Source organism: Mesorhizobium opportunistum WSM2075, from assembly GCF_000176035.2.
Lineage (GTDB): Bacteria > Pseudomonadota > Alphaproteobacteria > Rhizobiales > Rhizobiaceae > Mesorhizobium > Mesorhizobium opportunistum.
Window position 1 is genome coordinate 4,984,377 of record NC_015675.1, and the last position, 26,627, is coordinate 5,011,003.

Consider the following 26,627-nt stretch of genomic DNA (forward strand, 5'->3'; position numbering starts at 1 on the left):
TGTGCAAGGCCGACCCGTCCTAGCCATCTGGGCAAGTCGAATCAAGGTTTCCAGCCAAGGATTCGCAGCGGCCGACGCTTCTGCCGCTCTATAACGCACACCCTCGGGTCAGCCGGGTAGCAGTTTCTTAACCGCGTCACTTAACGAAATGCGCCGAAACCGCTTTCCTCCGAAGCCGCTTCCCCTACAATCCAACGTTGAACTGTCATTGCGCCGTTCAGCAGGGGGAGTGCCATGCCTGGGAAAATCGCGTGCTTCACCATTGCCGGGCTGACCGTGCTCGGCACGATTTCGCCGACGGCGGCCGGTGGCCGCGCCGTCGAATGCTATGAGCCGGTCCGTTCGCCTGCCGTCTACGATACGGTCTACGAGGACGTGATGGTCAGCCCGCCCGGCCAGCAGGTAGACTACGACCCGCCCATCTATGGCACGCGCGAACGCGTGGTGATGACCGTTCCGGCCCAGGTGAGCTACGAGGTCGTGCCCGCCGTCACCCGCACCGTCTACCATACGGTCCAGGTCGATGATGGCGGCTATTCCTGGGAATGGCGCGTCATCCATGGCCGCAGGGTGCTGTGCAAGGTCCGGCACCAGGCGCGCTACGAGCGCGTCGCCGAGACCGTGGTGGTCCAGCCGGAGCGCACACGGCGCATCGTCATTCCGGCGCAGTATGACCGGATCGCCGAGGAGGTGCTGGTTCGGCCCGAGCAAAGGCGCGTTATCGATATTCCCGCCTCTTACCAGACCGTCGCAAGGCGCGTTCTGGTGCGCGAAGGGTCGTCAGGCTGGCGGCGCGTACATATTCCAAGGCATTGCCAGGACTAGCGACATAGACGACCCCACGACGGTTGTTGGATTTCAACCGGAAGTGTAGTCTGCGCGCAACGGAAACCTGTTTTGGGCCGAGCAATGCGCGACCTGGAAATTTCCAACCAGGAACTGTCGGATATTGCGGAAGAAGCCTTGGGGCTGGCCAAAAGCTATTGGGCGTCTCTCGAAGGGCGTCGGGCATATCCCTCGACCAGCGGCGAGGACACGACCGAGCTCTTCTCGCGGCCCTGGCTGGAGAACGGCCGTGGTCGGGAAATTCTTCAGGATTTCAAGTCGATCGCGGAGCATGCGCGCCCCGGCACCGGCAGGTTCTTCGGTTACGTCGTCGGCTCGGGCGAACCGATCGGCGCGCTGGGGGAATTGCTGGCGGCCGTGCTCAATCAAAATGTGACGTCATGGCGGTCGGCGCCGGCGGCGACATCGATCGAACGCGCCGTCGTCGGGTGGTTGGCCGAGGCCGTCGGCTGCGCCGGATTTACAGGCAGCCTGTGCGGCGGCGGCTCGATGGCCAACCTCATGGCGCTGGCGATGGCGCGGGAAGCGAAGCTGCCCGCCAATGAAACGGGCGTACAGCCATGCGTGATCTACGCTTCCGAGCAAGTGCACATGTCGATACCAAAAGCCGTCGCATTGCTGGGCATCGGCAGAAGAAATCTGCGCCTGATCCCCGTCGACGACAAATTCAAGATGCGCACGGACGCCCTCCAGGCATCCATAACCGCCGACCGCGAGGCCGGAAACGTGCCTATCGCCATCGTGGCCACGGTCGGCACCATCGTCTCCGGCGCAATCGATCCCCTCCTTGAAATCGCGGACATTGCCCGCAGGGAGGCGCTGTGGATGCACGTCGATGGTGCCTATGGCGGGATGGCGGCCCTGGCAGTGCCGGAAAAGTTCGAGGGATTGTCCTTGGCGGATTCGCTGTCGCTCGACGCGCACAAATGGCTGTATCAACCACTCGATTGCGGCTGCCTGCTCAATCGTCATCCAGACATCGCGCGCACGACTTTCTCGCACAGCGACGACTATGTCAGGATATTGAGCGAAGATCCCACCGAAGCCTTTGCGTTCTTTGAGGAGTCGATCGAGCTGTCTCGACGCTTCCGCGCGCTGAAGCTCTGGATGTCGCTGCAGTTTCACGGACGCGGTGCCTATCGCGAAGCCATCAGGCGCGATCTCGATCATGCGCAAATATTGGCGCAAACGATCGCATTGCATCCAGAGCTGGAACAGCTTGCGCCCGTGTCGCTGAGCGCGGTCTGCTTCCGTCATCGCTCGAAGGACAATGAAGCGATCCTCCGACGCGTGATCGAGCGCGGCCGGGTGTATCTGTCGAATGCAACGATCAATGGTCAGTTCGTGCTGCGGGCGTGTTTCGTCAATCACCGGACGGCCCCGGATGACGTGCGGGCCATTGTATCGGAAGTCATTGCCGCCGCCGAAGAGCTCAATCGCTGAGCCGCCGAGACCTTCCGTAGCCGCACCGGCTGGCTCAACTCATGGGCTATCGCGCACCAACATACGGTCTGGAATGGGGCTGGCAAGCCGCGCTATGGGTCTGGCATGACCACGCTCCCCTATCTGGCCTTTGATCCAGCCACCCGCCACCTGCGGCTCGATCCACACGAGCCGGCTTTCTTCCTCAACCCGTACGAGGCCTATGCACGCCTGCACGGCCTATCGAATGCGTTTTTCTGGGAGGAGTTCGGTTGCTGGTGCTTTGGCGGCTTCGACGACGTCAACCGGCTGCTGCGCGACCGCCGCTTCGGCCGCCAGAACCCGGCTGGCATTCCCGACAGTCGCGGCATCGGCCAGGACAGAAGCCATCTCAAGGCCTTCGACGGCATCGAAGCGAACTCCATGCTGGAGCTGGAACCGCCGGTGCACACCCGGCTGCGAACACTGGTCAATCGCGCCTTCGTCTCGCGCCAGGTCGAACGGCTGCGGCCGCGTGTCGAAGCGCTTGCCAATGAGCTGATCGACCGTTTCGATCCGGCCGGTCCGGTCGACCTTTTGCCCGCCTTCGCGGCGCCGTTGCCGATCACCATCATCGCCGAAATGCTCGGCGTACCTGTCGAGATGGGGCCGCAACTGCTCGACTGGTCACATCAAATGGTCGCCATGTACATCCATGGCCGCAGCCGCGAGACCGAGGAGACGGCCAACCGCGCCGCGGGCGAATTTGCCGATTTCCTGCGCGGCTACATCACCGAACGCCGCAAGAACCCGGGTGACGACCTGCTGTCGCTGCTGATCTCGGCGCAGGAAGACGGCCAAAGACTGTCGGAGGACGAGATGGTGTCGTCGGCCATCCTGCTGCTGAACGCCGGCCATGAAGCGACCGTGCATCAGACCGGCAATGCGGTGCGCTCGATCCTGGCGCAACAGGGCGACCCGCGCCGCTTCTTCACCTCGCCGGAAGCTACCGCTGCAACAGTCGAGGAATGCCTCCGCTTCGACGCACCGCTGCACATGTTCACCCGATACGCCTATCAGGAGATCGAAGTGGCGCCAGGCATCGTCGTGCAGCCGGGCCAGACGATCGGGCTCTTGCTCGGCATGGCCAATCACGACCCGCGGGCCTTTGCCGACCCGCAGGACTTCCGGCCGGACCGGACAGACCAGAAGAACGTGTCCTTCGGCGCCGGCATCCATTTCTGCATCGGCGCGCCGCTCGCCCGGCTCGAATTGCAGGTGTCGCTGAAGACCTTGTTCGAGCGCCAGCCAAAGCTGCATCTTGCCGAAAGCCCGCGCTTCCGCGACACTTACCATTTCCATGGGCTGGAAACGCTCGCTGTCGGCTTTTGAACGATCGCGGGCCAGGGGCTGCGCGATGAGACTGTTTTCCAAACTGGCGACGGCGTTCGCATCGGCATTGCTATGCGCATGCCTGGCGCACGCCCAGGCGCAGCAGCCGGAAAACATCCCGCAGGAAAACAGCGATGCCATCGCCAGGGCGATGGCGGCTGGCCTGCTGGAGCGCCAGACGGGTGCTGCCGTGCCCGCGGACAAGTTCTCGGCCTATGAAGTCGACTTCAACCTCGACGGTCTGTCCGAAATCTACGCCTACGTCGCGGATCCCGCTTGCGATGGCGCCAAATGCGGGCTTTTCCTTTTCGTGCTGGAAGGCGATGGCTACCGTGAGGTTCTCGGTGACATCCCCGGTGCGAGGCTGACGGCTCCAGACAGGGTCGCGCTCGGTGCTTTCAAGCGCAACGGCTTCATCGACCTGCAACTCGACCAGAAGCTGTTTGGCTGGACCGGCGACCACTACGCTGAAGTCTCGACCTTCCCCGTCACGTCGCTCGATGGCGCCGTCTTCATCGCCGCCTGCCAAAAAAGCAAATCCAGCGAACAGCCAGAAGAGGGCGAGGCCGAACAGGTTGCCGGTGAATGCCAATGCCAGTTCAACCGGTTTCAGGCGATCGGCTTCACCCAGGACGACCTTGACCAGTATGCCGCCTCGCTGGGCGAGAATTTCGAGTATCCCAGCGGCGACAAGGAGAAAGCCTGGCAAGCCGTCACCACGAAGGCAAGCGACACCGCAACCGGCTGCGACGTCGTCAGCGGCAAGAGCCAGTGGCAGCCGGCCTACTTCAACCATGGCGACCAGCCGCAACAGGGGCTGGATTTCAACGACTTCATCGCCGCCTGCCCGGCCCAGGATTTCATCCTGACCAACCGCAAGGTCGGCTCGCCGGACCGCGCACTCAGCCTTTGCGGCTGTCTGGCGCGGGAAATGCCGACCCAGGGTATCGCCCAGGAAGGGCTGGACCTGTTGACGCGATATTATCGCGACGAGATTGCCGACGCCGATCTCGAAGCCCAGGACGCCAATTTGCTGACCGCCCATGACAAGGCTTCGGAAGCCTGTCTCGGCCAGTTTCCGGCGAAGTGATCACAGCTTGATCACATACTCCTTGCGTGTCGTTTCAAGCACTTCCCAGCTGCCCTTGAAGCCTGGCCTCAGCACGAAACTGTCGCCTGCCCTGACCGTGCGCGCCTCGCCGCCCTGTTCCGCGACTATCGAGACCCCGGACAGGATGTGGCAGAATTCCCATTCGTCATAGACGATGCGCCACTTGCCCGGGGTGGATTCCCAGATGCCGGCGTAGAGCCCGCCATCCCGCTCCTCGACATTCCAGGTGCGGAATTTCGGGTCGCCCGAGATCAGCCGATCCGGCGCCGGTGCGCCGGATTCCGATTCGACGCTGTCGGTCGATATTGTCAGGTAATGCGCGGACAAGACTTGCCTCCCACAGTGAGTAGTAGTCAGTAGTGAGTGGTGAGTGGTGAGTGGTGAGTGGAAGCGCTCCCGTCGACGCTCGGGTGGCTAGTCACTACTGACTACTGACTCAAAAATCAGACCTTGGCGAGCGCCTGTTCCAGGTCGGCGACGATGTCGGTGACATCCTCGATGCCGATGGAAAGCCGCACGGTATCCGGACCGGCGCCGGCCTTGACCTTCTGCTCGTCGGAAAGCTGGCGGTGCGTGGTCGACGCCGGGTGGATGACCAGCGACTTGGTGTCGCCGACATTGGCCAAATGCGAGAACAGTTCGAGCGCCTCGACGAACTTGACGCCGGCCTCATAGCCGCCCTTGAGGCCGAAGGTGAACACGGCGCCGGCACCTTGCGGCGAATATTTCTTCTGCAGCGCGTTGTTCTTGTCGCTGGGAAGACCGGGATAATTCACCCAGGCGACCTTGGGATGGTTGGACAGCCAGCCGGCGACGGTGATCGCGTTGTCGCAATGGCGCTGCATGCGCAGCGGCAAGGTTTCGAGGCCGGTCAGGATGAGGAACGCGTTGAACGGCGAGATCGCCGGGCCGAGATCGCGCAGGCCGAGCACGCGCGCGGCAATGGCGAAAGCGAAATTGCCGAAGGTCTCGTGCAGCACGAGGCCGCCATATTCGGGGCGCGGTTCCGACAGCATTGGGTATTTGCCCGACTTCGACCAGTCGAAGGTGCCGCCATCGACGATGACGCCGCCGATCGAATTGCCATGGCCGCCGATGAACTTGGTCAGCGAATGGACGACGATGTCGGCGCCGTGCTCGATCGGCCGGATCAAGTAGGGCGAGGCAAGCGTGTTGTCGACGATCAGCGGCAGGCCATGCTTGCGCGCGATTTCGCCGATCTTCTCGATATCGACGAAGGTACCGCCAGGATTGGCCAGGCTCTCGATGAAGATCGCCTTGGTCCTGTCGTCGATCTGGCTTTCGAAGGTCGAGACGTCATTGGCTTCGGCCCAATGCACCTCCCAGCCAAAATTCTTGAAGGCATGGCCGAACTGGTTGATCGATCCGCCATAAAGCTTATTGGCGGCGACAAAATTGTCGCCCGGCTGCATCAGATTGTGGAACACGATCACCTGCGCGGCATGGCCGGATGCCACCGCAAGGGCAGCCGTGCCGCCTTCGAGTGCGGCGACGCGCTCTTCGAGCACAGCCTGCGTCGGGTTCATGATGCGGGTGTAGATGTTGCCGAAGGCCTTCAGGCCGAAGAGAGAGGCGGCATGGTCGGCATCGTCGAAGACGAAGGACGTGGTCTGGTAGATCGGCGTGGCGCGCGCGCCGGTGGCCGGATCGGGCTTGGCGCCGGCATGGACGGCGAGCGTATTGAAACCGGGCGTACGGGTCACGGAAACCTCCCTAAAAAACCTTCTGAAAATCGCCGGGCATTCTTGGCGAAGCCCGGCCCGGAATGCAAAGAAGAAAATACCCTTCGGCGTGGAACCTTCGACCAAGCCGAAGGGAAATACGGCTTTTGCCGGAATAATTTTGCGCTTTTGCTGCTGCCTATTTCTGGCGCACACCAAAGCTCTGAAAGCCCTGGCGCATCAGCGGCTTCTTCGACGACAGGACGCCGGAATTAACCCCGGTCCAGCCGATCTCGCCGGAGAGCTTGCCGTACTCGATCTTGGGGCAGCGGTTCATCACCACCTTGATGCCGGCGGCCTCGGCACGTGCGGCCGCCTCGTCATGGCGCACGCCAAGCTGCATCCAGATCACTTTCGGCAGGGGATCGAGCCGCAACGCCTCGTCGACGATGCCTGGCACCGCCGCCGGCGCGCGAAAGATATCGACCATGTCGATCGGCTCCGGAATGTCGGCCAGCCTGGCATAGGTCATGCGGCCAAGGATTTCCTTGCCGGCCTGGCCAGGATTGATCGGAAATACTGAAAACCCCTTAGCCAGCAGGTATTTGAGCACGAAATAGCTTGGCCTGACGTCATTGGCCGACGCGCCGACCATGGCGATGGTCTTCACCGAATTGAGGATGCCGCCGATGTAGGTGTTGTCGTAGCTATCGTGATTCATGCCTCGTCCTCATACAACGCCTCGGTGAGAAAACCATCCGGGTCATTGCTGAAATCGCGCAGCATGCGGAAATGGTCCGTATCGCGAAAGTCGGCGGGCTCGAGCCCGAACCGGCTGATGCGGAACAGCCGCGCGCCGGGACAGGCCATCAGCAGCGGCGAGTGCGTGGCCATGATCACTTGCGCGGTGCCCGACTGGTCCATGCGCCGCAGCATCTTGAGCAGTTCGATCTGGCGCGACGGGGAGAGCGCGCTTTCGGGCTCGTCGAGGATATAGATGCCTTGCCTGCGGCAACGTTCCTCGAAAAAGCGGATGAACCCTTCGCCATGCGACCAGGACAGGAAATCCGGCGGCGGCGGCTTGAATGGGTCTTCCAGCGCTGCCTGGTCGAGGTAGCGGGCGACGGAATAAAAGGATTCGGCGCGGAAGAACCAGCCGGCGGTGACCTTCGGCAGCCAGTGGCCACGGAACGTGTTCGCCAGCGCGGCGCCACTCTTGTCGATGGCGCTGGAATGGTCGACCGGCCGGTAGCCCTTGCCGCCGCCAGCCTCGTCGTAACCGGCCAGAGCGCCGATCGCCTCGAGCAAGGTCGATTTACCGGTGCCGTTCTCGCCGACGATGATGGTGATCGGCGTGGTGAATTCGAGTTCGAAGGCACGGCCGCGAAACAGCGGCAGGCTCCACGGGTATTTTTCCCAATCGTTCACGCGCGCGGGATCGAGCAGGATGCGTTTGAGATAGGGTGCCTTGAGCCGCGTCAGCTGCTTGCGGTGGGCCATCACTTGGTCAGCATCGCCGGGGCTGCATCATTCGGGCAGCGAAATCGTGCCGTCTTCCGCGATTGGAAAGGCCGGATTGTGCGCCACTTCCCAGACATGGCCGTCGGCGTCGGCAAAATAGCCGTACCAGCCGCCCCAGAAAGCGCGGCCGGCCGGCTTGACGATGCGGCCGCCAGCCTTTTCCGCCATGGCGAGCACCTCGTCGACCTCGGCATCAGAGCGGGTGTTGTAGGCGAGATAGACGGCGGACGGCGCCCCGGTGAAGGAGACGCCGGAATCCTGCTCGGCGCTTTCGCGCGGGAACAGGCCGAGAATGACGCCCCCCATCTGGAAGAAGGCGACGCCTTCGGTGATGCCGGCATGCCGTTTCAGGCCCATCGCCTCGTAGAAACGCACCGCGCGATCGAGATCGTCTGTGGCGATGGTGATGATGGAGATGCGCGGTTCCATGAATGCGTCTCCCTTACTCGTCCATCCATTCCGGATTGCGCTTGCCGATGAAGGCACCGATGCCCTCCTGCGCGTCGCGCGCCAGCATGTTTTCGACCATGACGCGGCCGGTATGCGCATAGGCGTCCGCCAATCCCATCTCGGCCTGGGCGTAAAAGGCTTCCTTGCCGGTCTTCACCACCAAAGACGATTTGGAAGCAATGGTTTGCGCGTATTTGGTGACAATCTGATTCAGGTACTCGCGCGGCACGACGCGGTTAACCAGGCCGAAGTCCTTCGCGGTCGCCGCGTCGATCGTCTCGCCGGTCAAGAGCATCTCCATCGCCTGCTTGCGCGAGACATTGCGCGACAGCGCCACCATCGGCGTCGAGCAGAACAGGCCGATGTTGACGCCCGGCGTGCAGAAGGTCGCTTCGTGCGAGGCGATTGCCAGATCGCAACTGGCGACCAGTTGCAGCCCGGCGGCCGTCGCCAGGCCGTCGACCTCGGCGATGACAGGCAGCGGATGCCGCACGATCGCCTGCATCAACGTGGCGCAGGCGGCAAACGTCTCTTCGAAGAAGGCCTTGCCGCGATCGGCGTCGGCACGCCGCGCCGTCATCTCCTTGAGGTCATGGCCGGCGCAGAACACCTTGCCTGCCGCCGACAGCACGATGACGCGCACGGCCTTGTCGGCCTTGGCGCGTTCGAGTTCCGCCGTCAGCGCCGCCATCACCGCCAGCGACAGGGCGTTGGCGGGCGGATTGGCCAGCATGAGGCGCAGCACGCCCTTGTCCAGCCGGGTCGCGACCGGCCCCTCGACAGCGGCAGGCTTGATGGCAAGGATTTCGGCCATGTTAAGGTCTCCGCGATTCCGCTCGGGCTGCCTGAGTATCTAATACCGGATCGGGTTTCGTCCAACACCGATCGCTTGCGCCAGACGGACGGAGGTGTTGCCAGAAACGGGCGGCTGCGCTCATACAGGGTCCGGCGCAAAACGAGAGACCGACATGCCCGCCCAGACTAACCTCAAGCCGGTGCTGAACGCACAGCAGGTGAATGCGCTGATGGAAGCCGAGTTTCCGCAGCTTAACGAAAGAGTCGCGGCCTATGAGGCGATCGACGTTTTCCCGGGCGGCTGCATCGTGCGGCTCAATGCCGGCGACCGGCATCTTCGTCCAGGCGGCACGGTGTCCGGCCCTGCCCTGTTCACGTTGGCCGACATAGGCGGCTATGTATGCGTGCTCAGCCATGCCGGGCCGGATGCACTCTCGGTCACCACCAACCTCAACATCAACTTCGTCCGCAAGGCCGGGACAGGACCGATCGATGGCCACTGCCGCATCCTGAAGCTGGGAAAGAACCTGATGGTGTTCGACATCGACATCGTCGCCGGCGAGGGCGGACACACGATCGCGCACGCGACGGGGACCTATTCGATCCCGCCGAAACGCTGACACGGAGAAGGCCGATCCGGCATCCTGGCCGGAACTCCCGATCGACACGTCCGTTTTGCGGCATGCCCGATCTGACCACATACCTTGCCTTTCTCGGCGCCGTGCTTGCCTACCAGCTTTCCGGCGTCGGGCCCGATATGATGCTTGTGATCAGTCGCGGCGTCGGACAGGGCTGGCGCCACGCACTGGCGGCCGCGACAGGCTGCGTATCGGCCGGCGTCGTGCAAATTCCATTACTTGCGATGGGACTTGCCACGCTGATCACATCCTCGCCGCCTCTTTACAGCTTTCTCCAAATCGTCGGCGCCATCTATCTGATCGCCATCGGGGTCAAATTCCTGTTGGCGCGCCGGCAGGATGAAAGTCGTATCTTTGCCTTTGCCAACACCGGTGGCACTGCAGCCGCTTTCCGGCAGGGCATGATCTGCAATCTCACCAATCCGACGACGCTTGCCTTCATGTTAGCGATGCTGCCGCAATTCGTTCACCCTTGGGCCGGTCCAGCGGCGTTGCAGTTCATCATTCTCGGCACGACTATGAAGATGATGGGAATGGTTGTCCTCGGCGCCGTCGCGCTGACGTCCGGCGCGGTCGGCGGCTGGCTGTCGCGCCGAAGCAGCTTCGTCGTGTGGCAGGGAAGGCTGGCCGGAGCCATTATGGTCGCCGTCGGCATCAGACTCCTGCTTGCAGTGACGAGTGGCCGGCGGTGAGCGAAATACCAGCCGTTTTGGCGGCAGGCCGTGTTGTAAAATAATACCACATAGTTTAACACTTGAAATTTAACGGTTTTTCGGTTTCGTTGACCGCCAATGATGCTTGACGAGGGCTACCCTTCTCCCCTATAAGCCCTCACGAAGCAGCGGCCCGCAAAGGCCGCCGTTTTGTTATTGGCGGCGGGCAAGTGCTTTTCGCCAATCCAAGCAACAAGAAACGCCTTCTCTATGTTTTTGGGAAGGTCCAAACCGAGAGCAGAAAACATGACAACCTTTTCGCAGAAGCCTGCGGATGTGGTGAAGAAGTGGATCCTGATCGACGCCGAGGGTCTCGTCGTCGGCCGTCTCGCCACTGTCATCGCCAATCATCTTCGCGGCAAGCACAAGCCGACCTTCACCCCGCATGTCGACGACGGCGACAACGTCATCGTCATCAATGCCGACAAGGTGGTGTTCACCGGCAAGAAGTTCACCGACAAGGTCTATTACTGGCACACCGGCCACCCCGGCGGCATCAAGGAGCGCACCGCGCGCCAGCTGCTGGAGGGCCGTTTCCCCGAGCGTGTCGTCGAGAAGGCCGTCGAGCGCATGGTGCCGCGTGGCCCGCTCGGCCGTCGCCAGATGAAGAACCTGCGCGTCTATGCAGGTGCCGAGCATCCGCATGTCGCCCAGCAGCCAGAAGTCCTCGACGTGGCCAAGCTGAATTCCAAGAACAAGAAGGTCGCATAAGATGGCTGAGCTTTCCTCGCTCGCAGAACTGGGCGCCGCCACCGGCAACACCAATACGCAGGCCGCGGCACCCGTCCACGTCCAGAAGCTCGACAAGTCGGGCCGCGCCTATGCCACCGGCAAGCGCAAGAACGCCATTGCGCGCGTCTGGGTAAAGCCGGGTTCCGGCAAGATCGTCGTCAACGACAAGGAATTCGCAACCTATTTCGCGCGTCCGGTCCTGCAGATGATCCTCAACCAGCCGATCATCGCCTCCAACCGCGCTGGCCAGTACGACATCGTCGCCACCGTCGTCGGCGGCGGCCTCTCCGGCCAGGCCGGTGCTGTGCGTCACGGCATCTCCAAGGCGCTGACCTACTATGAGCCTGCGCTGCGCGCCGTGCTCAAGAAGGGCGGCTTCCTGACCCGCGACAGCCGCGTCGTCGAGCGCAAGAAGTACGGCAAGGCGAAGGCCCGCCGCTCCTTCCAGTTCTCGAAGCGCTAAGCGCTCCGCAGTTTGGACAATCGAAAAGGCCGCCTCCGGGTGGCCTTTTTGTTTGCGGCTCGGCAGTCACCCTGCCCGGCGCTACGCGCCGACCTCCCCATCAAGGGGAGGTAGAAGAGTGCGTGTCCTTTGCACCGGCCAATGCAGTGTCGGAGCGGTCGGGATTCGTGACTGACCAAAACCCGGCGCCTTACCTCCCCTCGATGGGGAGGTCGGCGCGCAGCGCCGGGTGGGGTAATGGCGCCAGCGTCGGATTTCCTATTTTTTCCTAGTTGATGCTGGCAGTGCTGGAGGCCTCAACCGGCCGTACCTCATCGGCATAAGGCACGCGGTAGCCGTTCGCCGCCAGCCAGCCGATTGCCGCCTTCGGTTCGTCGGTCTGGATGATGGTGGCGCCGCGGTCGGCCCAAAAACCCCAGGCTTCGCGCGGCAGGCTGGCCTGCACCGCCAGCTCGTCGCCACGGCCGCCGGCCAGGAAGCCGCCCGGCTTGCCAGCGATGGCATAGGTGTCGGCCCAGATGTGCCAGTTGCCGCGCACCGCGGCGGCCCGCATGCGCGTGCTGAACAGCGGTCCGCCGGTTTCGGTCAGCGTCTCGGCGCCTGCGCGCCAGTTGATCAGTTCGATCGCACGCGGCGCAAAAGCATGGTCGACCGTCTCGGCGAAACCGGCATCATGCACCGCGTCATCGGCGATGATCGGCATAAACTGGACGCCGCCGACCGCAGCCATGGCGGCCTTTGCCGCGGTGATCCTGCCCTGGTTCCACAGGTTTTCCTTGACGATGACCTGATCCGCCATGCCGAGATCGCGCGCCACGGCGATCATGCCTGGGAGGTCACCGACCTCGAGCTTGTTGTCAAGGTTGATGAGGATCCTGTCCCTGGTCGCCATCAGCATTTCGCGCAGCGTCGAGACCGTCTCGTTGGTGACGGCGCGGGTACCCTCGATCACCAGCCGGCAGGTCCTCAGTTCGGCCAGCGTGTATTTCACCACCTCGCCCTTGCAGGTCGTCGTGCGGTCGAGCCAACTGTCATGCATGACCACGAACTCGCCGTCCTTCGAGCGCCTGATGTCGACCTCGACGATCTCGGCGCCCATGGCGATCGAGCCTTCGACAGCCGCGAGCGAATTTTCCGCATAGAGCGTCTTGCCGGCCTGCATGCTGCCGGCGCGATGCGCGGCCACCATGATGTGGTCCCGCCACTGATTGGCATGTTCGAAGCGGTCGAGGATCTGCCCGGCGCGGGTCTCGCCGGCCAAGGCCTGGCCGCAGGCGGCCGCGAGTGCCGTGGAAAACAGAACGCTCAGCCAGATGGTCCGCATCGAGAATCGCTCCTTGCCGGATCGAGATCCGGATAGGCGATGCCCGTGACATCCAGGTGAACGAAGCCGGCTAGCGGAATGCGCGCTGGCCGGTGCGTCAGATGCGTTTCGCTTGCCGGCGGAACCATGCCATCGCAGGCATTTCGACGAAGCGCCAGGTGATCCAGGATAGAGCGACGGTGGCAGCGAGCATGAGAACGATCGCGGCTATCCCGACCCAACCGGCACCGAAACCGGTCGCAGGTTGCCCGCGCAGCACGATGTCGCCGACAAGGCCGAGGCCGAGCTTGCGCTCGACGAGCCCGGCGACATTGATCAGCCGCGCCTGGACGAAGATATGGACCATGTAGATCGAGTAGGACAGCGCGCCGAGCGTCAGCATGAACGGCGCCCTCAGCAGAGCTGAAATCCAGCCGCCTTCGTGGGCGAACAGAAACAGCGCCAGCGTGAACACCAGCGGTCCCGCGATGCCAAAATCATTGCTGCCCGCCAGCGAGACAAAAAGAACGATGACCGCCACCATGACGATTTCGGCAAGGGTCCAGTTCACCCGTGGGCCGCGCCTGGCGAGAACCTGTCGCGCCCTTGCAATGGAATCATGCTGAAACCAAGCCAGCAGGGCGCCGAGCGAGAAGCCGTAGAGGCAACGGATGAAGCCGAAATCATAGGACACATCCATATGATGCGTGGAGAAGCCGAGCAGGAACAGCGGCGCCGTGACAGCGGCGGCGACGAACCATATCCAGGCACGCGCGCCGGCGACGAAGACGACGCCAGCGAACAGGAGATAGGCGAAGAACTCCGCCGAAATGCTCCAGCTTGGTGCATTCCAGGTCAGGCGATCCTCGAAGCCGACACCTTGCAGCAGAAGAAGATTGGCAAGCAGGCTTTTCAGGTCGAAACCGCCGGTGAACGGAGCAGCGCCGGCGCCATGCAGTTGCGGCAGCATCAGCCGCAGCAGTTCGAACCCGGCAAAGGCCGCGAGCATGATGAAATGCAGGGGATAGATGCGGCCGAAACGCACCAGCGCGAAGCGAGCGACCTCATCGGGTTGGCTCAGGCGGTCGGCGTAGCTGCTGGCGATGACGAAGCCGGAAAGCACGAAGAAGAAGTCGACGAAAAGATAGGACGAACCGATGAAACGGCTCTGCGAGATCACCGAAGCGGTCGGGAAGTGAAACAGCGCCACCAGCAGCGCGCAGATCCCGCGCCAGGAATCGAGAACCTGGAAGCGTTCGCCGGCGATCGTGCCGGCGTGGGTCGACACCACGGCACGGGACGGATTAAGAAACGCTGTTTGCGTCATGATGGTACAAATCCTGTCTTGCCGTGGCACCCGGGCGGCGCGGTTTCGTCTCCCCAAGCTGTGACTGGCATCTTCCATGCCGGTTCTGTAGTTGTTGCACCCCGATGAAAACCGAGGACCATTAATGGCGACCAAGACCATCGACCATGCCTTCACCGCCCGCTCCAAAACGGGCGCTGCGTTCGAGCCGACCTATTCCGGCGCGCTGTCGTTCATGCGGCGCAAATATACGAAGGACGTGAAGGGCGCGGACGCGGTCGTGTGGGGCATTCCGTTCGATGCCGCCGTCACCAACCGGCCAGGCGCGCGTTTCGGCCCGCAGGCTATCCGCCGTGCCTCGGCGATCCTCGACAACGACCCGCAATACCCCTTTTCGCGCGACCTGTTCGAGCACCTCGCGGTGGTCGATTATGGCGATTGCCTGCTCGACTCGGGCAACCACCAGAAGACGCCGGGCACGATCGAGCGCGAGGCGGCCAAGATCCTGAAGTCGGGCGCCTTCCTGCTGACGCTTGGCGGCGACCATTTCGTCACCTGGCCGCTGCTCAAGGCGCATGCCGCAATCCACGGACCGCTCGCCCTGGTGCAGTTCGACGCGCATCAGGACACGTGGGAGGACGACGGTAAGCGCATCGACCACGGTTCCTTCGTCGGCCGCGCGGTCAAGGAAGGCATCATCGATCCCGACCGGTCGATCCAGATCGGCATCCGCACCCATGCCCCCGACACGTTCGGCATCAAGATTCTCCATGGCCACGAAATCGAGGAGATGCGCGCGTCCGACATCGCCTACGCCATCGTCGACCGCACCGGCGGCAAGAAGACGTATCTGACGTTCGACATCGACTGCCTCGATCCGGCCTATGCGCCCGGCACGGGCACACCGGTTGCCGGCGGGCCGTCCTCGGCGAAGATCCTGTCGACGCTGCGGCAGCTCAACCAGGTCGATATTGTCGGCGCTGATGTCGTGGAGGTTGCGCCGGCCTATGATCACGCCGATATAACGGCGATTGCCGGCTCGATGGTGGCCATGCAGTATCTCGGCCTGCTGGCGGAGCGAAAGGCCCGGCTCGAAGAGCTGAACAACGGCAACCACAACGGTGCCGTGGTGAATCATGGTAACGGCATATAGTCTTGAAATTTCAGGGAATTTGATCAGGCAATGAAACCGAAAATCTTCATCGACGGCGAGCACGGCACCACCGGCCTGCAGATCCGGGCGCTGCTTGCCGAGCGCGGCGACCTCGAGATCATTTCCATTCCCGCCGAGCGCCGCAAGGAAACGGCCGCACGCGCCGAATTCCTCAATGCCGCCGATATCGCGATCCTGTGCCTGCCGGACGACGCGGCGAAGGAAAGCGTCTCGCTGATCACCAATGACACGACCAAGGTCATCGATGCGTCGACCGCGCATCGCGTGGCCGAGGGCTGGGCGTATGGCTTCGCTGAAATGGACAAGGATCAGGCGAAGACGATCGCCTCGGCCAAGCGTATCGCCAACCCCGGCTGCTGGCCGCAAGGACCGATCGCGACGCTGCGGCCGCTGGTCACCGCTGGCCTGCTGCCGGCGGATTTCCCGATCACCGTCAACGGCATTTCGGGCTATTCGGGCGGCGGGCGTCCGATGATCGAGGATTATGTCGCCAAGGGCGAAGATGCTTCGGAGTTCCTGCCCTACGGCCTCACCCTGCAGCACAAGCACGTGCCGGAATTGCGGGCCTATGCGAAGCTGTCGCATGACCCGATCATGCAGCCGGCAGTGGGCAATTTCGCCCAAGGCATGATTACCGTGGTGCCGCTGCAGCTCGGCGGCCTCGATCATGTACCGAGCGGTGCCGAGCTGCATGCCGCGATTGCCGACCATTTCGCCGCAATCAAGGGCGGCGTGGTCGAGGTGGCGCCTTATGCGCATCTGGAACGCGTGCCGGACATCGACCCCGAGGTCTACAACGGCACCAACCGCATGAAGGTCTATGTCTTTGCCAACGACAAACGCGCGCAGGCACTGCTGCTGGCGGTCTACGACAATCTCGGCAAGGGCGCGTCGGGTGCCGCCGTCCAGAACATGGACCTGATGCTCGGGACCTAAAGCGCGTCGTCTTTCGGGGCCACTCTTGAGCGACATGCATTGATGGACGCACCAGCCTTCCCGGCGCGCTGGAATGTCAGCGCGCCAGAACTCATCGCCGAAACCTTTTCGAGCCGCATCTGGAAGGTGCGGCGCGAGGATGGCTCGCCGGCGATCGTCAAGGCGCTCAAGCCGTTCGACGATGTCGCTGACGAGTTGCGCGGCGAGCATTTCCTTGCCTGGCGGCGCGGCGAAGGCGCGGTGCGCCTGCTTGGCCGCGACGGTCACAGCATGCTGCTCGAATTTTCCGGCGAAACCCTGCTTTCCAAGGTTCTCGATGAGCAAGGCGACAAAATCGCCACCGAAATCGCCGCCGAGGTGATGGCAAGGCTGCTCTCGCCATCGAAGCACTCCTTCCCGTCCGAGCTTCAGCCGCTCAGGGAGCGGTTCGCCAGCCTTTTCAAGAAAGCCGCAACCGATCGCGCCAACGGTCATGACAGCCCCTATGTCGAGGCCGCCGCAATCGCAGATCGATTGCTGGCCGACCCGCGCAATGTCAGGCCGCTCCACGGCGACCTGCACCACGAGAACATCCTGCATGGCCCGCGCGGCTGGCTGGCGATCGATCCGAAGGGCGTGCTCGGCGACCCCGGCTTCGACGCCGCCAACATGTTCTACAATCCGCTCGATCGTGACGCACTCTGCCTCGATCCGGAGCGGATCGCGCATATGGCCGAAGTCTTTGCCATGACGCTGAAGCAGACACCCGCAGCGATGCTGGACCACGCCATCGCCTATGGCTGCCTGTCCGCGGCCTGGCATCACGAGGACGACAACGCGGTCGAGGAGAACCGCGAACTGTCGATAGCCGCGGCGATCCGGACGGTGCGGGCCGCTTTCTAAGTCCGTGGACGGGAGCGGTAATCGCTTGCCGACGCCGACAAGGCTGCCAAGGCAGCCCAGAGCCAGTCCACCCCATCCGCCGCCACCTTGCGCCAGGCGGAATTCGACGGCGAGAAGACCACGCGGTCCAACGAATTCTGGATGTGATCGACCGATCGGCTCGCGATCAGGTCCGGAGCGCAACCTGGTGCGGCAGGGGGTAAGCACCCTTGGTGCCGCGCCAGTGAGCGGCGGCGAAGCCCAGCACGACCAGCGCAAAACCCTGGTGCGTCAGCGCCATATGCAGCGGCACCTGCATCAGCAGCGTGCCGATGCCGATCGAGGCCTGCACCAGCACCAGCACAAACAGCAGCGTCGCGCGGCGCGCATGGGTCGACCCGGGCAGCCGCCGACGCGTCGCGATCATGTGCCAGAGCGCGACGACGAAGACCGTGTAGGCGCCCAGACGATGGACGAACTGCACCGTCTTCGGGCTCTCGAAGAAATTGCGCCATGCCGGCTCGAGGATCAGCAGATCGCCCGGGATGATCCTGCCGTCCATCAGCGGCCAGGTGTTGTAGCTCATGCCGGCGTCGAGGCCGGCGACCAGGCCGCCGAGATAGATCTGGATCAGCGCCAACAGTACGATGAAGCCGGCCAGGCGCTGCGTCGAGCGATCGGCGGCGGGTTCGGAATGCGGCGCCAGTCCACGCGCCACGACCATGGTGGCGGTGAAGATCAGCGCTGCCAGCGTCAGGTGCGTCGCCAGCCTGTACTGGCTCACCGACACGCGGTCGACCAGGCCCGAGGCCACCATCCACCAGCCGATGGCGCCCTGCAAACCGCCGAGGAGCAGAATCCCGACCAGTTTGGGTCCGAGGCCGCGCTCGATGCGGCGCGTCGCCCAGAAGGCCAGCAGCGGCACGGCAAAGACCAGGCCGACGCTGCGTGCCAGCAGGCGATGTGCCCATTCCCACCAGAAGATCGACTTGAACGCCTCGATGCTCATGCCCTTGTTGAGCTCGGTGTATTGGGGGATCTGCTGGTAGCGCTGGAATTCCTCTTGCCACTCGGCATCGTTGAGCGGCGGAATGACGCCATGGATCGGCTGCCATTGCGTGATCGATAGGCCGGACTCGGTAAGCCGGGTGGCGCCGCCGACCAGCACCAGCGCGAACAACACCAGAAGCACGACATAAAGCCAGCCGCGCAGCAGTGCGCGGTTGTGCAGGTCGCGGTCGCGGGCCACGTACGGCGCGGCGGCTGAAATGGCAGCCATGATCTATTCCCGGCAGGTTGAGGTCGCGGATTGGTGGACCATCGTACCCGTGCTGGCAAGACCGTCCGGCGCGGCACGCCGTCGCGCCGTCCGCCGCGGGTTGCGCGTGCCCCGCGTTCGGCTTAAGCGAGTGCGATCAACGAGGCCAAGCCATGCCCATTCGCCTGAAAAAGCTGATCGGAATGTTCCTGCTGGTGGCACTGGTCATCATCTATGCGCTGGTCGCCTCGATCTTCGCGGTCGCCCGGCTGTCGGAGTCCGGTGCGCTGGTGCAGTTCCTGTTCTTCCTGCTCAGCGGCCTGCTGTGGGTGCTGCCGGCGATGGGCATCATCAAATGGCTGATGCTGGAGCCGCGGGCCAAGCGCTGAGCTTTGGCCTGGCCTAGCCAGATAATCCGTCAGATTGTCACGACCATCTTGCCGGCATTGGCGAGCGGCGTTGTCACGCCCGACAGCATGGTGCGGATATGAGCGAGGCTCTGGTAGCGGCCATTGACCGAGAGGCGCGGCAAGGCATGCAGGAAGCCGGCGTGCTCGGCGCGCAGCACGCCGTGGCGGGTCGTCACCGCGGAGGCATAGCCGGCATCACGGGCAAAGCCCACCTCGCGGCAGCCGACGGCACTGGCATAGCCATAGGGGTAGGCGAAATGACGGGGCTCGGCGCCAAGCTCAGCCCGCAACATGTCCTTCACAGCGCCGATCTCCTGCCGTGCGCCGGCCTCGGAAAGCCGCTTCAGATTGCTGTGATTGATGGTGTGGGCACCGATCGTCACCAGCGGGTGCGCCGCGATGGTGCGGATCTCATCCCAGTTCATCAGCGTGCGCCGGCGTGAGGCATCCACGTCGATGCCATTTGCACTGGCCAGTTCGCGCAGCACGGTCCGCAAGTCTTCCTCGCGAACTTCGGTGGTGAAGTAGGTGTGCAGCCGGGCGATGGCCTGGTGTTTCCTGGCGGGGGTCTTGCAATCGATCAGCACCGGGCCGTTCGAGGTCGTCAGGGTCAGGCGGTCGGACGCGTTGACGATGTCCTCGACCACATCCCACCACAGATCGGCGGTGCCGTCGATCAACCCGGGTGCGACATAGATGGTGATCGGCGCGCCGTGCTTTTCCAGCACCGGCAGAGCCTCGGTCAAATTGTCCCGGTACGCGTCGTCGGCGGTGATGGTGGCGAACCGGCCACCCTTGCCGCCTGCCTTGATGCGCTCGATCGCCTCGTCCATCGAGACGAAGGCATAGCCGCCCGCCTTCATGTCGGCGATCATGGCGTCGAGGAAGCTGGGCGAGATGTTGAGGTGCCGGTTAACGCTATCGGGCTTTTCCGGCGTCGCCGTCACGCGGTGCAGCATCAGGATGGCGCCGATGCCGCCGACAAACGGCCTGGCCAGCGGTGCGAGGCCGGTATAGCGGGCGACGTTGAGCGCCAGTTTCCGGATTGCCTCCCCGCCGTCGATCATTCATTCACCTTTTGCGCCTAGGCTGATCCAAGCACAGAATACGCCTGAGCGAACCCCAAATCGGGATCAATACGCCCTAAGGATTGAGGTATGGTTGACGCATCGGCGTCATTTGAGGGCAATCGGCTCACGGCGACCGAAGCCTCGTCACGGGCCCTGCCGAAAGATGCCGCCGGGCTGTCTGTTTGCGTTGCCGCCGCCGAGGGGCTCGCGGCCTATGCGGCGTTCTGCCGCTCTGCGCTCTGCGCTCCGGCACAGGGCGCTATATGGACCCTGAACTGGGCCACGCAGGTCAGGCCAGATCCGATCGTCGCGACGCTCGCTCTCGGAGGCAAACCGGTCCTGGCGTTGGCGCTGGAAGTGACCCGCCGCGGCCCGTTCCGGGTCGCCCGTTTCATGGGCGGCCGACACGCCAATGGCAATTTTGCCGCCGCAGACCCGCAATGGCTGGCCAAGGCGGATGTCGCGGCCATCCGGACGTTGCTTGCCGCCATCGCCAGGGCGCGCCCCGACATCGATCTCATCGCGCTGGAACGACTGTTGCCCGACCTCGACGGCATCGCCAATCCCTTCGCATCGCTCGATCATTTTGCCAGCCCCAACCTTGCGCTGGCCGTCGATCTCGACGGCGGCTTCGACGCGTTGCTGGCGCGTGCGAGCGGCAAGCGCAAACGCAAGAAGCATCGTTCGCAGACACGCAAGTTCGAGGCCGTCGGCAGCCATCGGCGCATCACGGCCGCCACACCGGAAGAGGTGAACAGGCTGCTCGACGCCTTCTTCGAGATGAAGGAATCCCGCTTCCGCAAGATGGGCATTGCCAACGTCTTCGGCGACGACCACACGCGCGCTTTCTTCCGGGCATTGTTCGGCCAGGCCCTGGCCGAACAAAAACCCTCCTTCGTGCTGCACGGGCTAGAGGTTGCCGGCAGGCTGCGCGCCGTCACCGGATCCAGCTTTTCGGGCAAACGTGTGATCTGTGAATTCGGGGCGATCTCCGAGGACGATCTCGCTCACACCAGTCCCGGCGACTTCCTGTTCTTCAACAACATCCAAGAAGCCTGCGAGACCGGCTTTGAGGTCTATGATTTCTCGGTCGGCGACGAGCCCTACAAGCGGCTATGGTGCGATATCGAAACCCGGCATTTCGAGGTGCTGGTCCCGCTGACGCTGAAGGGCCGCGCGCTGGCGCTGGCGCTTCGCCAGGGCACGCGGCTGAAGGCTTTTATCAAGAACAGCCCGATGGTCTGGAAGCTGACCAAGATGCTGCGCCGCAAGGCCGCTGGACAGCCGGCCCCCGCCCCCGCCGAAGACGACAACTAGGCCTTGCCGCGGCTTGCTTTCGGCAGGCCTCGACCTCGAAGCGCGGCGCCGATGCAAGCGACTGGCCAAGACCGGTCATCTCTGCTGAAATCCTTCGACCACAACCTCGCTGCGAAATGAGCATCATGAAGCCGACCATGCGCGCGCTGTCGCTTGAAGAACTGGCCGTCCTCGTCGACTGGGCAGCTGCCGAGGGCTGGAATCCCGGCCTTGAAGATGCCGCGATGTTCCAGCCAGCGGATCCGGAGGGGTTCATCGGTGCCTTTGTCGGCAACGAAATGGTCGCCGCGATCTCGGCTGTGGCCTATGGGCACGATTTCGGTTTCATCGGTCTCTACATCTGCCGTCCGGACATGCGCGGCAAGGGTTACGGCAAGATGGTGTGGACCGCGGGCATGGACCGGCTGGCCGGGCGCACCATCGGGCTCGATGGCGTCGAGGAGCAGCAGGCCAACTACCAGAGCAAGGGATTCACGCCGGCCTACGAAACCGTCCGCTACAGCGGGCGCCCCGCAGCCGCGCCCATCGGCGCCGAGCGGCCTCGCATGGTGACGGCGCAACTGATGCCCGACATCATCGCCTATGACGCACTTTGCTTTCCCGCATCCCGGAGTTCCTTCCTGCGGCGATGGGTGCAGCCGCCGCACCATGCGCTGGCGGCGATCACGCCGCGGGGAATGGCGGGTTATGCGGTGGCGCGATCCTGCCGCAGCGGCTTCAAGATCGGCCCGCTTTTCGCCGACGACATGCAGACCGCGGTCGGATTGCTCGAGGAACTGGCGAGCGCGTGCGAGGGTGGCGACCTGAACATCGACGTACCGGCCACCCAGGTGGATTTCATCGCGGCACTCGGCGCGGCGGGTTTCTCACCGACCTTCTCCACCACCCGCATGTACAAAGGACCGCCGCCGAAGCTCGACGCCAACAGGATATTCGGCGTGACAACGCTTGAACTCGGATAGGCCGAAGCCTGCCTCTGGACAGCGGTTCCTTCAGGCGGCGGAACGGCGTCCCGGGGTGCCCGGCGGTTCGTGACCAAGCGGCGTCACCAGCGTCACGTCCGGGTAGCCGTTCTCGATCAGCTTGACCGCGGCCTGCGCTACCTCGTCGTCCGGCTCCAGCATGGACAGGAACACCTCGGTGGCATCGCCGCCCAGACGGCTGATGCCTTGTGCGTCGGCCGGTCCGCATTCGACCACCACCAGATCGTAGGCCGTGGTCAGCGACTGCATGATGATCGGCAGCCTGTCGGCGGCGCGCATGGCGCGGACCGGATCGGCGGTGCCGACGGGAATGACGTGGCAGTCGGAATAGAGATCGGCATGGATCACGTCGCTGAACTGCGCCTGCGAAGCCAGCAGATCGGTGATGCCGGGGAAAAGCCCGCTGTCCAGCATCGGCCGCGAGGCGGCGCCCGAGGCGGTAAGGTCGAGCAGCAGGACGCGCAAGCCGGCGTCGGAAACCTCGCGCGCCACCAGGATCGCCGATGCGGCGGCCTCGTCGCCTTCGGGCGAAACGAATATGGCGCGCGCGGCTCCGCTCGCGATCAGCTTTTCAGCCGCCTTCTCGATGTCGATCTCGCCGAGCACCGATCGTGGCCGCCGAACCTCCGTGACGGGCTCGGCTTCGGGCTCGGATTCGGCGACAGGCTCGGCAGTTGGCCGCGCCTCCGGATCCGAGATCGTTTCGGGAGGCCATGGTGTCTCGGCGGCACGGTTGGCGGGCTCGCTGGGGATTAGCGGTTCCAGGCGGCCGGATGGCTCGGAGCGAGCCGTCGCCGGCATCGCCACCTCATCGATCGGCTCGAAACGGGCGCCACTGGCCGGGCGCATGGCGCGGCCCGAAAAGAGTTCCTGCAACAGCGTGAGCACCGCCATCAGCAGCAGCGAGGCCGCGAAGGCAGCGCCGACGATCGGCCCGATCTTGGGGAAATAGGCTTCCGAAGGCACCGAGGCCTTCGAGACGATCCTGGCGTCGACCGGCAGATATTTGCGATCCTGGCGCGAAGCCGCTTCGCGGTAATTGGTCAGATAAAGTTCGAGTTGCTGGCGCTTGGCCGCCGCATCGCGCTGCAATGCGTCGAGATCGACCTGCTGTTCGCCGGCCTGGGCCGACGCCGCCTTCAACGTGTTGACGTCGGCGACAAGCTGGCTCTCGCGGGCCTTGGCGGTCTCGGCCTGCATCAACAGGCCCTTCATCACCTTCTGCGCCTCGCTGCGGATCTGTGCGTCGAGATCGGACAGCTGCGATTTCAGTGCGCGAATGCGCGGATGATTGTCGAGCAGCGTCGTCGACAGATCGGCGATGTTGGTGCGCAGTTCGACCTGACGCTCGCGCAGACGCTGGATCAGGTTGGATGACAGAACTTCCGGCACCGCGTCCAGCGAGCCGCCATTCTGCAGCGCTTTGCGTACACCGTCGGCTGTCGCTTCGGCCGCGGCGCGATTGGCGCGCACTTTCGACAGTTCGCTCGACAATTCCGAAAGCTGCTGGGTGGCGAGCACCGAATTGTTGCCGCCCATCAAAAGATCGGACTGCGCGCGATAGGCCGCGACCTTCGCCTCGGCATCCTTGACTTGCCGCTGCAGGTCGGCGATCTCCGGCGCCAGGAAGTCGGCGGCGGCGTTGTTCGATTCGAGCTTTGCCGCGCCTTGGCCGGCAATATAGGCGGCAGCAATGTCGTCGGGTATGGCGGCCGCGAGCTTTGGATCTTCCGATGAGAACTCGATGGCGATGATACGGGTCTTCTCGACGCCATAGACGTTGAGCTTCTCGTGCATTTTCTTGAGCACGCGCTCTTCCGTCGGAATTTCCATCGGATCGCTTTTCAGTCCGACCAGGACCAAAAGGCGGCTCAGCGGCGACATGTCGAGCGCATCGTTGAACTCGGGCAGTTTCTCCAGGCCAAGCTTCTGCGCCACCTGCTTGAGGATTTCGTTGGAGGAAATGATCTGGACCTGCGTGGCGACGCCCTGTTCATCGAGAATCGGCTTGTCGGTGTCGCTGTTGTTGCTGGCCGGCCGCGTGTATACGGATTCGCGCGGCACGATCTCCACCTGCGTCTCCGCCTTATAGTGCCGGGTTGCCAGCGACGCCAAAGCGAAGGCCAGCCCCGTCACCACCAGAACGACAAGCACTGTGCGCAGCCAACGCCTCGCCAGGCTGGCGAAGAGCTGCTTGAGGTCAACATCGACATCTGCGGCCGCGGACTGAACGGACATGCATCCCTACTCCGAAACTGGGTCAGGATGCACCGTAAACAACTATGGTAACTCAGCCGTTAAGACCAAGGTAAGCTCTCGTTAGGACTTGCTGGCGAGCGGCAAGAAAAAAACGATAAAATACCAAAATCCTTGCCGGCGCGGACGGTATCGGCCGGCTCCTTTACCGGCCATTAACCCTAACAGGATGATAACGAGCCTTGATATCAGATGTTTGCTGCGACGCCGCAGCGGCCAGTCGAAGGTACGTGTCCGGTCATGAAAAGCACTGCTTCCCTCTTTCGCGCGCTGCTTGCCGTATCGATGCTTGCCGGCTGCTCCAGCTACCGGCCGACACCGGCAGCCTTCCACGAGGTCCTCGACCAACCCTATCGTCTCGGCGCCGGCGACCGCGTCCGCGTCACGGTGTTCGAACAGGACGGGCTGACCAACACCTACAGCGTCGACCAGTCCGGCTATCTCTCTTTCCCGCTTGTCGGCGCCATACCCGCCCGTGGCCACACCGCACAGCAGATGGAAAAGGAGATCGCCGACAAGTTGCGGCAAGGCTACCTTCGCGATCCCGATGTCTCCGTCGAGATCGATCGCTACCGGCCGATCTTCGTCATGGGCGAGGTGGGCGCCGCCGGCCAGTATTCCTATGTGCCCGGCCTGACGGTGCAGAAGGCCATCGCCATTGCCGGAGGCTTCACACCGCGCGCCAACCAGGAGAGCGTCGACGTCACCCGCGACATCAATGGCAAGGTGATGACCGGCCGCGTGGTCACCTCGGATCCACTGCTGCCCGGAGATACCGTCTACGTCCGCGAACGCCTGTTCTGACCGGCACCACGTGGCGGACAAGCTCAGGATCGTCCACTGCTTTCGTTCACCCGTCGGAGGAATTTTCCGGCATGTGCGCGACCTGACCGAAGCCCAGGTCGCCGCCGGTCATGCGGTCGGCATCGTCTGCGATTCGACGACGGGCGGCGAATTCGAGGAGCGCCTGTTCGAGCAGATGAAGGACGTGCTGGCGCTCGGCATCCATCGCACGCCAATGCAGCGCCATGTCGGCCTGGGCGACCTCGCCTCGGCCCGGCGCACCTACAGGATCATCAAGGAATTGCAGCCGAACGTTCTGCACGGGCATGGCGCCAAGGGTGGTGCCTATGCCCGTCTGTTCGGCTCATTGTTGCGGGTATCAAGGTCTCGCGTAGCCCGCCTTTATTCGCCGCATGGCGGCTCTCTCCACTATGACGAGAGCACCGTCACCGGAAAGCTGTTCTTCGCGCTCGAGCGCATCATGGCGCGCTTCACCGATTGCCTGTTGTTCGTCTCCGACTACGAGCGGCTGACCTATCGCAGGAAGGTCGGCGAGCCGCCGATCCCGAACACGCTGGCCTACAATGGACTTCGCGCCACCGAATTCGAGCCGGTTGTCCCCAGCGCCGACGCGGCGGACCTGCTCTATATCGGCATGATGCGGGACCTCAAGGGACCCGACATCTTCATCGATGCCCTGGCCCTCGCCGGGCCCCGGCTCGGCCGCGCACTGAGCGCGGTGATGGTGGGCGACGGCGACGACCTGCCGCGCTACCAAGCACAGGTGAAGCGTCTCGGTCTTGAAGGCCACGTCCGTTTCCTGCCGCCGATGCCGGCCCGGGAGGCGTTTGGGCTGGCGGCGCTCGTCGTGGTTCCCTCGCGCGCCGAAGCCATGCCATACATCGTGCTGGAAACGCTTGCCGCGGCAAGACCCATGATCGCGACCTCCGTCGGCGGCATACCGGAGATTTTCGGTTCAAACTCCCCTGCCCTGATCCGACCCGACCCGACCGAACTCGCCGACAAGATGAGCCAGGCGCTGACCGATCTCGCCGCCTACAGCAAGCTGATGCCCGACGATGCCAGCCTCAGGGCGCGCTTCGGCGCCGACGTCATGGCCGCCGAAATCGAGAAGGCCTACTTCGCCGCGCTCGACAGATAGCCCCAGGCCCTTCCAAAGCCACGCGTTGTTTCAAGGGTTTCTTAGCTCTCTTTTGCTAATCACC

27 protein-coding genes are annotated in these 26,627 nt (G+C 63.5%); 16 read left to right on the plus strand and 11 right to left on the minus strand.

Annotated elements, in window-relative coordinates; all coding sequences use genetic code 11:
- The first annotated feature begins 234 nt into the window (after positions 1–234).
- From MESOP_RS24110 to MESOP_RS24125, 4 genes are all read left to right on the plus strand, one after another.
- Positions 235–825 carry a hypothetical protein gene (locus MESOP_RS24110; RefSeq protein WP_013895940.1) on the plus strand — a complete coding sequence of 197 codons (591 nt, stop codon included), beginning with the start codon at positions 235–237 and terminating at the stop codon, positions 823–825.
- Between the two features lie 84 nt (positions 826–909).
- Positions 910–2,289 carry a pyridoxal phosphate-dependent decarboxylase family protein gene (locus tag MESOP_RS24115; RefSeq protein WP_013895941.1) on the plus strand — a complete coding sequence of 460 codons (1,380 nt, stop codon included), beginning with the start codon at positions 910–912 and terminating at the stop codon, positions 2,287–2,289.
- Positions 2,290–2,394: 105 nt separating this feature from the next.
- A complete protein-coding gene (locus MESOP_RS24120) occupies positions 2,395–3,639 on the plus strand; it encodes a cytochrome P450 (protein WP_013895942.1) in 1,245 nt (414 codons plus the stop codon).
- 25 nt (positions 3,640–3,664) lie between these two features.
- Positions 3,665–4,729, plus strand: coding sequence for a hypothetical protein (locus MESOP_RS24125; RefSeq protein ID WP_013895943.1), 1,065 nt, complete (start codon positions 3,665–3,667; stop codon positions 4,727–4,729).
- Here the strand turns inward: MESOP_RS24125 and MESOP_RS24130 are convergent, their stop codons facing one another.
- From MESOP_RS24130 to MESOP_RS24155, 6 genes are all read right to left on the minus strand, one after another.
- Entirely contained in the window at positions 4,730–5,077 is a 348-nt protein-coding gene (locus MESOP_RS24130; protein WP_013895944.1) for a cupin domain-containing protein, read from the minus strand.
- 116 nt (positions 5,078–5,193) lie between these two features.
- Positions 5,194–6,474, minus strand: coding sequence for an O-acetylhomoserine aminocarboxypropyltransferase (locus MESOP_RS24135; protein ID WP_013895945.1), 1,281 nt, complete (start codon positions 6,472–6,474; stop codon positions 5,194–5,196).
- Between the two features lie 157 nt (positions 6,475–6,631).
- Positions 6,632–7,153, minus strand: a complete 522-nt coding sequence (locus tag MESOP_RS24140) for a CoA-binding protein (protein ID WP_013895946.1) — start codon at positions 7,151–7,153, stop codon at positions 6,632–6,634.
- Entirely contained in the window at positions 7,150–7,932 is a 783-nt protein-coding gene (locus MESOP_RS24145; RefSeq protein ID WP_013895947.1) for an AAA family ATPase, read from the minus strand. The genes MESOP_RS24140 and MESOP_RS24145 overlap by 4 nt, the downstream gene beginning before the upstream one ends.
- Positions 7,933–7,959: 27 nt before the next feature.
- On the minus strand, positions 7,960–8,382 hold the full coding sequence (locus MESOP_RS24150; protein WP_013895948.1) for a VOC family protein: 423 nt from the start codon (positions 8,380–8,382) through the stop codon (positions 7,960–7,962).
- A gap of 13 nt (positions 8,383–8,395) precedes the next feature.
- A complete protein-coding gene (locus MESOP_RS24155) occupies positions 8,396–9,217 on the minus strand; it encodes an enoyl-CoA hydratase (protein WP_013895949.1) in 822 nt (273 codons plus the stop codon).
- Between the two features lie 154 nt (positions 9,218–9,371).
- On the opposite strand from MESOP_RS24155, the gene MESOP_RS24160 reads away from it, so the two are divergent.
- The 4 genes from MESOP_RS24160 (at position 9,372) to rpsI (ending at position 11,744) form a co-directional block, all read left to right on the plus strand.
- On the plus strand, positions 9,372–9,818 hold the full coding sequence (locus MESOP_RS24160) for a PaaI family thioesterase (protein ID WP_013895950.1): 447 nt from the start codon (positions 9,372–9,374) through the stop codon (positions 9,816–9,818).
- 101 nt (positions 9,819–9,919) lie between these two features.
- Positions 9,920–10,528, plus strand: coding sequence for a LysE family translocator (locus MESOP_RS24165; protein WP_224730394.1), 609 nt, complete (start codon positions 9,920–9,922; stop codon positions 10,526–10,528).
- Positions 10,529–10,795: 267 nt separating this feature from the next.
- Entirely contained in the window at positions 10,796–11,260 is a 465-nt protein-coding gene (rplM, locus tag MESOP_RS24170) for a 50S ribosomal protein L13 (protein ID WP_010915638.1), read from the plus strand.
- 1 nt (position 11,261) lies between these two features.
- Positions 11,262–11,744 carry a 30S ribosomal protein S9 gene (gene rpsI / locus MESOP_RS24175; RefSeq protein ID WP_013895952.1) on the plus strand — a complete coding sequence of 161 codons (483 nt, stop codon included), beginning with the start codon at positions 11,262–11,264 and terminating at the stop codon, positions 11,742–11,744.
- A 268-nt stretch (positions 11,745–12,012) separates the two neighbouring features.
- Here the strand turns inward: rpsI and MESOP_RS24180 are convergent, their stop codons facing one another.
- Positions 12,013–13,068 carry a glycerophosphodiester phosphodiesterase family protein gene (locus tag MESOP_RS24180; protein ID WP_013895953.1) on the minus strand — a complete coding sequence of 352 codons (1,056 nt, stop codon included), beginning with the start codon at positions 13,066–13,068 and terminating at the stop codon, positions 12,013–12,015.
- A gap of 97 nt (positions 13,069–13,165) precedes the next feature.
- Positions 13,166–14,374, minus strand: coding sequence for an acyltransferase family protein (locus MESOP_RS24185; protein WP_013895954.1), 1,209 nt, complete (start codon positions 14,372–14,374; stop codon positions 13,166–13,168).
- A gap of 124 nt (positions 14,375–14,498) precedes the next feature.
- On the opposite strand from MESOP_RS24185, the gene speB reads away from it, so the two are divergent.
- Genes speB through MESOP_RS24200 form a run of 3 tightly spaced genes read left to right on the plus strand, consistent with a single transcriptional unit; the run spans position 14,499 to position 17,345 of the window.
- Positions 14,499–15,506, plus strand: coding sequence for an agmatinase (gene speB / locus MESOP_RS24190; protein ID WP_013895955.1), 1,008 nt, complete (start codon positions 14,499–14,501; stop codon positions 15,504–15,506).
- A 30-nt stretch (positions 15,507–15,536) separates the two neighbouring features.
- Positions 15,537–16,463, plus strand: a complete 927-nt coding sequence (argC, locus tag MESOP_RS24195) for an N-acetyl-gamma-glutamyl-phosphate reductase (RefSeq protein ID WP_013895956.1) — start codon at positions 15,537–15,539, stop codon at positions 16,461–16,463.
- 39 nt (positions 16,464–16,502) lie between these two features.
- The gene (locus MESOP_RS24200; RefSeq protein ID WP_210160826.1) at positions 16,503–17,345 is read left to right on the plus strand and encodes an aminoglycoside phosphotransferase family protein; all 843 of its coding nucleotides are present in this window, start codon (positions 16,503–16,505) and stop codon (positions 17,343–17,345) included.
- A gap of 166 nt (positions 17,346–17,511) precedes the next feature.
- Here MESOP_RS24200 and MESOP_RS24205 read toward each other — a convergent pair whose 3' ends face one another.
- Positions 17,512–18,603, minus strand: coding sequence for a COX15/CtaA family protein (locus MESOP_RS24205; protein WP_013895958.1), 1,092 nt, complete (start codon positions 18,601–18,603; stop codon positions 17,512–17,514).
- 152 nt (positions 18,604–18,755) lie between these two features.
- Between MESOP_RS24205 and MESOP_RS24210 the strand changes: the two genes are divergently transcribed.
- Positions 18,756–18,971, plus strand: a complete 216-nt coding sequence (locus tag MESOP_RS24210) for a DUF2842 domain-containing protein (RefSeq protein ID WP_013895959.1) — start codon at positions 18,756–18,758, stop codon at positions 18,969–18,971.
- Between the two features lie 29 nt (positions 18,972–19,000).
- Here the strand turns inward: MESOP_RS24210 and MESOP_RS24215 are convergent, their stop codons facing one another.
- Positions 19,001–20,059 (minus strand): polysaccharide deacetylase family protein, encoded by a 1,059-nt coding sequence (locus MESOP_RS24215; protein WP_013895960.1) that lies wholly within the window; start codon positions 20,057–20,059, stop codon positions 19,001–19,003.
- Positions 20,060–20,149: 90 nt separating this feature from the next.
- On the opposite strand from MESOP_RS24215, the gene MESOP_RS24220 reads away from it, so the two are divergent.
- Positions 20,150–21,379 carry a GNAT family N-acetyltransferase gene (locus MESOP_RS24220; protein ID WP_013895961.1) on the plus strand — a complete coding sequence of 410 codons (1,230 nt, stop codon included), beginning with the start codon at positions 20,150–20,152 and terminating at the stop codon, positions 21,377–21,379.
- 125 nt (positions 21,380–21,504) lie between these two features.
- Positions 21,505–22,341 (plus strand): GNAT family N-acetyltransferase, encoded by an 837-nt coding sequence (locus tag MESOP_RS24225; protein WP_013895962.1) that lies wholly within the window; start codon positions 21,505–21,507, stop codon positions 22,339–22,341.
- Positions 22,342–22,371: 30 nt separating this feature from the next.
- Here the strand turns inward: MESOP_RS24225 and MESOP_RS24230 are convergent, their stop codons facing one another.
- On the minus strand, positions 22,372–24,600 hold the full coding sequence (locus MESOP_RS24230; RefSeq protein ID WP_013895963.1) for a GumC family protein: 2,229 nt from the start codon (positions 24,598–24,600) through the stop codon (positions 22,372–22,374).
- A 258-nt stretch (positions 24,601–24,858) separates the two neighbouring features.
- Between MESOP_RS24230 and MESOP_RS24235 the strand changes: the two genes are divergently transcribed.
- On the plus strand, positions 24,859–25,422 hold the full coding sequence (locus tag MESOP_RS24235; RefSeq protein ID WP_041164984.1) for a polysaccharide biosynthesis/export family protein: 564 nt from the start codon (positions 24,859–24,861) through the stop codon (positions 25,420–25,422).
- Between the two features lie 10 nt (positions 25,423–25,432).
- On the plus strand, positions 25,433–26,563 hold the full coding sequence (locus MESOP_RS24240; RefSeq protein WP_013895965.1) for a glycosyltransferase: 1,131 nt from the start codon (positions 25,433–25,435) through the stop codon (positions 26,561–26,563).
- Positions 26,564–26,627: the final 64 nt, after the last annotated feature.